The sequence below is a fragment of the Terriglobus sp. YAF25 genome (assembly GCF_052113305.1).
Classification (GTDB): domain Bacteria; phylum Acidobacteriota; class Terriglobia; order Terriglobales; family Acidobacteriaceae; genus Terriglobus.
On the sequence record NZ_JBFRCY010000355.1, the window covers coordinates 1 to 8,114 of the forward strand.

At 57.2% G+C, this 8,114-nt stretch carries 7 protein-coding genes and 1 pseudogene; 2 read left to right on the forward strand and 6 right to left on the reverse strand.

Annotation, left to right across the window (positions count from 1 at the left end):
- Nucleotides 1-45: 45 nt before the first annotated feature.
- Both AB4043_RS15350 and AB4043_RS15355 read left to right on the forward strand, forming a co-directional pair.
- The gene (locus AB4043_RS15350; protein ID WP_442307442.1) at nt 46-933 is read left to right on the forward strand and encodes a ThiF family adenylyltransferase; all 888 of its coding nucleotides are present in this window, start codon (nt 46-48) and stop codon (nt 931-933) included.
- 82 nt (nt 934-1,015) lie between these two features.
- Nucleotides 1,016-1,567 carry a Mov34/MPN/PAD-1 family protein gene (locus AB4043_RS15355; protein WP_442307443.1) on the forward strand — a complete coding sequence of 184 codons (552 nt, stop codon included), beginning with the start codon at nt 1,016-1,018 and terminating at the stop codon, nt 1,565-1,567.
- Nucleotides 1,568-1,667: 100 nt separating this feature from the next.
- Here AB4043_RS15355 and mobF read toward each other — a convergent pair whose 3' ends face one another.
- The 6 genes and pseudogenes from mobF to AB4043_RS15385 form a co-directional block, all read right to left on the reverse strand.
- Nucleotides 1,668-4,406 carry a MobF family relaxase gene (gene mobF, locus AB4043_RS15360; protein WP_442299682.1) on the reverse strand — a complete coding sequence of 913 codons (2,739 nt, stop codon included), beginning with the start codon at nt 4,404-4,406 and terminating at the stop codon, nt 1,668-1,670.
- Nucleotides 4,407-4,415: 9 nt separating this feature from the next.
- A complete protein-coding gene (locus tag AB4043_RS15365) occupies nt 4,416-5,270 on the reverse strand; it encodes a type IV secretion system DNA-binding domain-containing protein (protein ID WP_442307444.1) in 855 nt (284 codons plus the stop codon).
- Between the two features lie 49 nt (nt 5,271-5,319).
- Nucleotides 5,320-6,135 carry a type IV secretion system DNA-binding domain-containing protein gene (locus tag AB4043_RS15370; RefSeq protein ID WP_442307445.1) on the reverse strand — a complete coding sequence of 272 codons (816 nt, stop codon included), beginning with the start codon at nt 6,133-6,135 and terminating at the stop codon, nt 5,320-5,322.
- A gap of 4 nt (nt 6,136-6,139) precedes the next feature.
- Nucleotides 6,140-6,517 (reverse strand): hypothetical protein, encoded by a 378-nt coding sequence (locus AB4043_RS15375; protein ID WP_442299684.1) that lies wholly within the window; start codon nt 6,515-6,517, stop codon nt 6,140-6,142.
- Nucleotides 6,518-6,706: 189 nt separating this feature from the next.
- A complete protein-coding gene (locus AB4043_RS15380; protein WP_442299685.1) occupies nt 6,707-7,033 on the reverse strand; it encodes a hypothetical protein in 327 nt (108 codons plus the stop codon).
- Nucleotides 7,034-7,229: 196 nt separating this feature from the next.
- A pseudogene (locus AB4043_RS15385) lies at nt 7,230-8,114 on the reverse strand (VirB4 family type IV secretion system protein); the annotation flags it as partial.

The window sequence follows — 8,114 nt, forward strand, 5'->3', positions numbered from 1 at the left end:
CCCAGCAGGTTCGTTAGAGTTTGGCGAGGTGAATCTCGGTCACTAGTGGGAGAATCTGAAGAAGACATCCTAGCCTGGCAGCGGCATCGCTACGGTAACCTTCCCCAGTTCCAATCAACTGACATTGCATGTTTTCTCTGGCTTCCCCAAGCTCTCGTTCCAAGTCAATATCCGCATACAGCCGGTGATATGTATCGTTTAGCTGAGATGACGCCGGGAGGCAAACAGCTAGTAGAGCAATTTAGCCGAAAAGGAAAGTCCCCCTTTCATTTCATTCTCGGGGCGGACAGCGGCAACGGTCCCTGCCTCGCCGCATTGAAGACACAGCCCTCCGTAACAGTGGATATTCGAGGCCAACGGCGAAATCGTCGGCTGAACGGATTTCGACCTGGGAAGATCCCGCCGTCCATTACGGCTTCTCGGCTGTTCTCTTCGAACAGCGCGGCTAYGCGTTTGAAAGTGAATCGCGTCGATTCTGCTTGGATTCACGGCAGAGGATATGACCCGCACCACGCAAAGCTGTCTGGGAAGAAAGTTGTAATCGTAGGTTGTGGGTCTGTTGGAGCGCCGATCGTACAACAACTGATCATGTCAGGTGTTGGGCACCTGGATATCATAGACCCCGAGGTTCTGACTTCAGCCAACGTGGGCCGGCATCCGCTCGGCACCGAATACGTTGGCCAGAACAAGGCAATTGCACTTGCCGAAAATCTGCAACGGAACTACCCACACGCGACGATTCGAGGGTTTGGGATCTCCTACGAAGAGTTCGTTTTGCAGGAAGCTTCTTCGATGAGGGACGCCGATCTCATCGTCTGCGCTACTGCAGAATGGGAAATCGAAAAACTCTTGAATCTACAACACATTCTGGGGGAGGTTCCTCAAGCCATCCTGTACACCTGGACGTTTGGGGCGGACCCCAGTCGTTATTGATGGATGCAGGCGGAAGGTGGACCGAAGCATGGCTGGAGGGGCACCCTGAGCGGCTGCGCGGAGGTTTCCAAGAGGAACTTGAATGGACGAGGGACGAACTTTGCCCGGCGTGTGGAAGAAACGATATTGGCGCAGTCTTCACTTCAGAATCGGAGATTCGGAGCAGCGACTTGTCCTCACCCCCAGGGTTCTTAACCACATAGCGAGATACCAGCAGTGCGAGCCCTCCTCTCCCGAAGCGGGCGGACAGCTCTTCGCACGATTCAAGAAAAATCAGATACATGTGGAACTAGCAACTGGACCGAGAGCGGCTGATCGACGGTCACGATATGGATATGCACCAAACCGTGCGGCAGAACAGCTTGAGATCAATGCATTGCACAAGCGCGGACTGCACTTCATCGGCGATTGGCATACGCATCCGGAGCGTCTACCGCATCCCTCTCAATCCGACGTGCGCAGCATCCGTGAAGCCTTCAGGCAATCGAAACATCATTTGAATGGCTTCATCTTGCTGATCGCCGGAACAGAGCCTTTTCCACCTGGCTTGTTTCTGTCCCTCTACTATTCTGACGGTGAAACGCCAATAATTTCGAATTCGCAACATTCGAGTGTCCCACCGGTTGCTCAATGATATTTCAAAGGCTGTGACCGAAGAGGTAGAGGCTTCTAAATAAGCAGGGTGTTTAACAAAGCGGAGATGGGCTCTCGATTCGTATATTTGTTACCTCTGCTCACATGCGATGCTCTAAGCGATGAGATATGGCATTGACGCTCTCGAAAGAGACAGCTGATGATTTCGTTGCGTCATGGCTGAGGTTGGATGCGAGTGTAGCCGCATCGTTGGTATAGATCCGCGCGTCGTGTGAGGCGCGAGAGACCGATACATAAGCGAATCTGCTGGACATCAACTCGGGATGAACTTCGGTGTCCATGTTGACAATCACTCGTTCGGAAGTGAGCCCCTGTGAGCTATGTGACGTGACGGCATAGCCGTGGTCGAGGTGTCGCATGGCGTTCGCGTCGAAGCGCACAATCCTGTCTTCTGTACCGTCCATACGCACGCTAATCTTGCCATCCTCGCCGATGTGCTGGATGGTGCCGAGGTCGCGATTGGCAACCTGCAAGTCTCTGGACGGAGCCGTAAATTGGATCTTGTCTCCAACCGCAAATTCACGCTCTATCTCGCGGTAGGCAGCGATGCCGCGCAACCGTGACGGGTCATAGGTCACCTGCTGGCCGTCGTCTCTCCGCACGGTCACGAGATTTTCAGCCGTTTTGGTCGTGACGACTTGAGCATAGGTTCTGGGCTCGATGCCGTGCTCTTTGCTGCCACGCACATAATGGAGAACATCTCCGGGCTGGTAGCGTGCGGCCCATTCGCGGTCAGCTCCGGTCATATCGTTGCGCGGCGTCAGCACGCGCATGGAATACTCTTTGCTGTCTACGACACCAAGTGCCTGCAACTCCCGCCGGACGGCCTGATTGATGGCGCGGCGCGAAGCGTTATCCGGCGAGACAATGAGTGTATTTTCGGGACTCGCAGCGTACTCTTTGGCGATGGCAGCGACACGTTCCTGCGCGTCAACGATCTCTCTGATGCGCCCCTGCCGCGAAAGCATCTCTACCCCGGCAGTTGTTTCGCTGTTGGACAGATGCTCGACAGCTTTCAGCAGTTCAGGGTCTTTCTGTCGCATGATCTGGTCAAGCTGCGTTGTCCTCATGCCAGCTTCCTGCAACTGCTCGAAGGGCTTTCCGGCGTCCACTCCCTGATGCTGGCGCGTATCGCCGATCAACAGCACCTTGTCGTGCGGAGCAATCTTATTCAAGAAGTCACGCATCTGCTGCGTCGATGCCAGAGAGGACTCATCGACCATGTAGAGATGTTTGTTCGCGGGATCGCCGGCGGCCTGCAGGCCGCCGCCCGCGAGGAAGCGTTGCAGCGTGTCCGCCTGAATTCCGGCATCTCGTAATTGCTTCGCAGCACGCGATGTCGGCGCAAATCCTTCCACGGCGTAGCCGTTGTTTTCAGCTCCTTCACGGATGGTTGCCAAGACTGAAGTTTTGCCACTGCCTGCCCGCCCCTGCAATCCTTGTACGCGGTCATAAGAAGTAAGCACTTCTTCGACAACCCGCTTCTGTGCGGAGTTGAAATGAGGACGCGAATCTACCAGCGGGACCGCGCTTTCAATCCCCATGATCTGTGGTGCGCGGCCCTGTCCGTCCCGCACCTTCTGCACGATCTCAGTTTCAGCATGGATGGTGGCCGCAGTGGTGAACCTGCGCCCGGCCTTGGAGCCATCGTCGGTGATTTGTTTGAACTCGCCGGAGGCGATGCGAGCCTCGAAGCTGGCACGGACCTCCGGGTATGTCATCTCTCCCATGCCTCGCCGCAACGCATCCACGTAGAGTTCTCGTTCATCTACAACCGCCTCACGCTCGAATCCCTTATCGCGGGCAAAGGTCACAGCTTCGCGCACCTGCTGTTGACGTTCCTTGGCGGGTGCTTCTTGCGCCTGTTCCTGTCTGCGCGTCCGCGCCTCGGCAACAACCCGGTCGGCTTGGTTGCCGAACTCAGCGGCAATCTGTTTGTGCGCGGCCAGGACTTGATCGGGAGAGAGGATGACTTTCTTGTCGCGGGTGTTATGTGCCGCGATCTGCGCGGCCTCCGGCCCGGCGAAGCCACTACGTGAAAGTGCTTCCTCGATCTGTTGGCGGCGTGGGCTGGATGCCTCAAGATAGGCCGCCGTGTAGCCTTTTACATCAGGTGCTCCACTCCTGCCCGCTTCGATTTCATAGCCAAGCTCGCGCAGCTTGTAGGTCAGGTGGGATTGATAAACGGCGGTCGCAAACTGCTGGCTCTCGAAGAGGGAGTGCGGCTGCAACGCTCGCATTTTCCCGCTGTCGCGTTCGGTCACGTTGAAGATGACGACATGCGTGTGAAGCTGTGGTGCAGCATACCCATCGACCGGACGAGCGGTGTCATGCTCGAACTTGGCGGCGGCAAACTTCCCGGTGGTTTCGGCGGGATTGTTGCCGCCGATGCGAGCCTGCGTGTACTTCTCCAATTCATTCAAGGCGACGTTCACGGCCTCGCGGTGTGCTTCGCGCACCCGGTCATCGCCACCGACAAGGGCGGTGAGCGAGATCGACTTTGGGGCGGAAAAGGTAGCATCCCAACCGGCGCGGTGCTCGACCGGAGAGATGACTTTGCCATCCGCGTTCTTGTATTCATGGACGACGCGATGCGATACCAACTGCTTGCCGGTTTCCGGGTGTTGACCTTCCGACAAACGGGCAAACTCTTCCGCGCCCACGGCTCCCGACAAACCAAACTCAGAGGCCAGCTTGCCATGCCATTCGCCCTGAATGGTGTCGCCCTGCTTCCAGTAGTTCTGCTCGGCGGCGGTGAACTCTTTGGCATGATAGGTCTGTGCCTGGGATGCGGAGAGCGGTTTCGAGATATTCAACATGGCAACTCCTTATCCCTTAAACGTGAGGGCCTGTTGCTCGCTGGTGTCGTCCTGCACAGCGGTTTCCTGTTGTACCTCGTGCGCTGCGACAGGCTCATTGGGTTGTGGCTGCGGTTCGACAGGAGCAGCGGAAGGCTGCGGCTCGTGTGCCAATTCCGCCGCACCGGCTTCCGTCTTCGGGATATACGGCAGCTTGTCATCCGGGCGTTCCCGCAGCTCGAATGGCTTCGCGACCTCCGGCATATCGAAGTACGGAAAGGAAAAGTACGTGACCTTGTTTTGATATTTCATAAATGCATGGAGGTCCGGCAGGCCGGAAATTTCCGACTCCAGCACAAGCGGCTCAACCTGCCTCTCGATGGTGAAGTTGTGGCCTGCGCGTGTCCCATCGAAGTGTGTCTCACGTAGGCGCTCGATCTCGACCTTGCCGATGAACTTGGACACCCATTCCCCGGCATTCGGTTCCTTGGTCGTGAGCCAAACGCTGGTCGCAGGCTGCGACAGCATCACCTCGGCGAGATGGCCGTACAGATACTCAAGCTGCGCCTTGCCCTGGAAGCCAAGCAGCACGGGATTCTGCCCCTTTCTTCCTTCGGTAATCGCCGTGTGAAGCTGCGGCAACTTCTGCAAGCTCGCCAACTCATCAATGACGAACCACACTCGTTTTTGCTCCTTCGTTGGCTCATTCAAGAGCCGCAAAACCAGCCAGTCAATCCATAGGCTCTGCAACGGACGGAGGGCTTCGCGCTCCGCCGGAAGCGACGTAATAAAGATCCAGCCTTTCCTTTTCTCAGCCCATTCCGTTGCGGTCCATGTGCCGTTGCCTTCGTCTCTCTTCGGGAGCAAACGCAGGCTGTCCGCCACGAGGCCGAGCGAGCCGAGAACACCGGCACGTTGTTGCTGGGCGCGCGGGTCAATCAGGTGGCTTTACAAACTCGCGGGCCGGGTCATACACGATGGCCGAATCTCCGCGGCCCTGCACTTGCCGGAGCACCTGGAAAAGAAGGGCGGACTTGCCTGAGCCTGTGTCGCCGATGATCTGCATGTGCTGCGCTTCGGCCTTCGCCGGAATGCGAATCATCTCTTTCATGTCGTCGGTTTTGAAGCCGATGCCATCGCCCTTGACGGCTCTATTGAACTCCTGAGGTGTCAGCCGCTCCGGGCCTTTCAGTCGCCGCCCATACTTGAGAGTCTTCTGCCTGTTCACGTCTTTTGTGACAGCGAACGGTAACAGTACAAGGAAGATTCCGGCGCCGCAAAGCAGCGGGAGTTTCAACATCACCGACAGGTCACTCTTGTAGATGGCTACCTTAAGGTAATCGCACAACCGGGCATCCACGTAGCTCCGCACCGGGCCACGAAAGAGCAGGTCGTTGCCATGCTGGATGGCAGACGGAGAGAGCGCCAGTGGAATGATCTTCCCACCCGGCTCGATGGTCTTTCCATGCACCACGTCATTAGTCGTGACAGGGCTCGGCTTTACGCCCCGTCCCGTCAGAAAGAGCATCCGGTACTGGCTGCGATGCGTCCGGCTGAGTGATCCGAGGAAGGATGTACGCGCATAGACCGGCATATAAAACCGCTGCAACGGAGTACCGACAAACCGGAGTCGAGCATAGACAAACACGACCGTCAGAACGATGGCCGCGAAGATCGCGGCATAGGTATAAATGGGCCGGTGTTGCGGCCAGATGATCGTCTCTTTGCGACCCCACATTGTCTTTGCCATTGCCTTATCTCCTTCCTTCGGCCAGGAGTTTTCCGGCCAGCTCATGCTTGGCCGTGCCAATCTGGTCCAGTAGCTTGTCGAATGCTTCCGGTGTCATCGTTTGCCCGATAGCAACCGAGCGGAGCGCATTCACGAGCAGCAAACGAACTCCTACGATCTCCGGCAGGATGATCTTTTCTGACCCGCCTTCCGTTCGTGCGGCAACGGCGTCCAGCGCCAAGTCGCGCAGCCATTCGCCGGTCGTCTTGGCTTCCGCGCTTGCAGCATCCTCTACGGCGCGATATTCCGTCGCCGTGACTTTGGTCGTGAGCGTCTGGTTTCGGCTCTCACGGCCACGAATCTTGCCACGCTTTGTAGTCATCTGTGCATCAAGAATCGCCATGCCGCAATGCTCCAATTCTCGAAAACCGCAGGGAGCTAACTAGCTCCCCAATTTTCGTAAGTCCTGTACTTTGCCACGGAACCCATTAGCTCCCGCAGGGAGCTAAACAGCTCCCTACGAGGGGTGGAGTGTCGAAATACACCCGGTGCGCAGCACCGCTCTGGTACTGCCACGGATGTAGGTGGAGGATCATGCCTTCGATCCCGCCACAACTGACGGTGTTTGGGACGCTGAAGATGCTGCGGAAACCGGCTTCTTCACAGCCGGGTCCGGCGCCTCATTCGCGGCTGCCCTACGCACCCGCAATGTCGGTGTGACCCGTTGCGCCTCGGGAGTCCGAAGGAACTCTTGGAACTCACGATCTTTAGAGAACACATAAGCGAGTGCCTGTTCCACAACATCGTTCGCGGAAGCGTGAATGAAAGTGGCATATTGATCGACCTGAGTGGCGGTCGTATCCGTCAACCGAATAGAGGCGCTGAGGTGGCGGGTTTGGGTGACTTCTAGCAGGGGCATTGTGTTCTCCTTTGGGGTTGAAATCAGGCTGTCTTTCGATGAGCAATCATGCGCTGCGCCGTCGCCGCAATCTCCCGCGCACGAGTGGCACAAAGTGCTGCGGAAAGCTCGGCCCAGCGGCGGGACTCAAGCAGCGTGATCACGTCGTCAATAGCGATGCCCTCGATGAGCCAGAGGCGAGCCGAAGCAACATCGAGAGCTTCACGAACGAATACAGGAACTTGATATTGCTCTCAGTTGGCTCCAGAGCGAAGGGATTGACGCGCGGGCCGTCTTTTCCGACGCGGTCAACCCGCCCGCCGTATAATTCGACAACGCTCTCGTAGCTGCCGCCAATATCGAAAATGTAGGTAAAACCGCTGTATTTCTGCTCAAGGGCGATGATCTGGTTCCCGTGAACCGACTTCCCGGTCCCGGTCGGACCGATGATGAGCATGACGCGTACGCCATCCACATACACATCCTGAAAGAACGGTGTCCGGGTACGGGTCTCGAAGATATTCAGGTACTCCGAATCGAGGTCTTCGGAATGTGGGTGGCCGATGTGCGGAGCGAAGACAGAGGAGAGTCGCGCATGATGATCCTCCGCAAGCCACAGCGGGAAGACGTTGAACTTTTGATTACCGGGGAACATCGCGTAAAAGGCAGAGAGATTGCCAAGCGTCTCCTCCATCACTTGAGCGCGTGCATCGACGAAGATCCGATGCACGGCGGGCACGGTATCGCAGAGCTGCTCCGCGCTGCGTGCCGCCAGCAGCAAGCGGAGCGAGTATTCGCCCTGCGCTTTCTTATCCAACTCGCGGATGACCTGACTCAAGTCATCGACGTTACTGCTGGCGGCCTTCGCACCGGCACCTGTTTCGAGTGACGCGGTATCGCGCCCGCTCATCACGCGAGTCAGTACACCGACCTTGAAAAACGAGATGAACTTCTCCTGAGCGTCGATCTCGCTGCGGGCCGCGGTTGTGGACTTCACGCGCCATGTCGAGCACAGGACACTATCGCAATCGAGTGTGAGCAGGCTGGAGAACTGGCACGGCCTCGATGCTTCGGGCGTCGTCTTCAGGGAGAACATCTGCAC

What these genes read in the sequence shown, in the direction of transcription:
- mobF (WP_442299682.1), bottom strand. Translation starts at nt 4,406, where the DNA reads ATGTTGAATATCTCGAAACCGCTCTCCGCATCCCAGGCACAGACCTAT.
- AB4043_RS15380 (WP_442299685.1), bottom strand. Translation starts at nt 7,033, where the DNA reads ATGCCCCTGCTAGAAGTCACCCAAACCCGCCACCTCAGCGCCTCTATT.
- AB4043_RS15355 (WP_442307443.1), top strand. Translation starts at nt 1,016, where the DNA reads ATGGACGAGGGACGAACTTTGCCCGGCGTGTGGAAGAAACGATATTGG.
- AB4043_RS15375 (WP_442299684.1), bottom strand. Translation starts at nt 6,517, where the DNA reads ATGGCGATTCTTGATGCACAGATGACTACAAAGCGTGGCAAGATTCGT.
- AB4043_RS15370 (WP_442307445.1), bottom strand. Translation starts at nt 6,135, where the DNA reads ATGGCAAAGACAATGTGGGGTCGCAAAGAGACGATCATCTGGCCGCAA.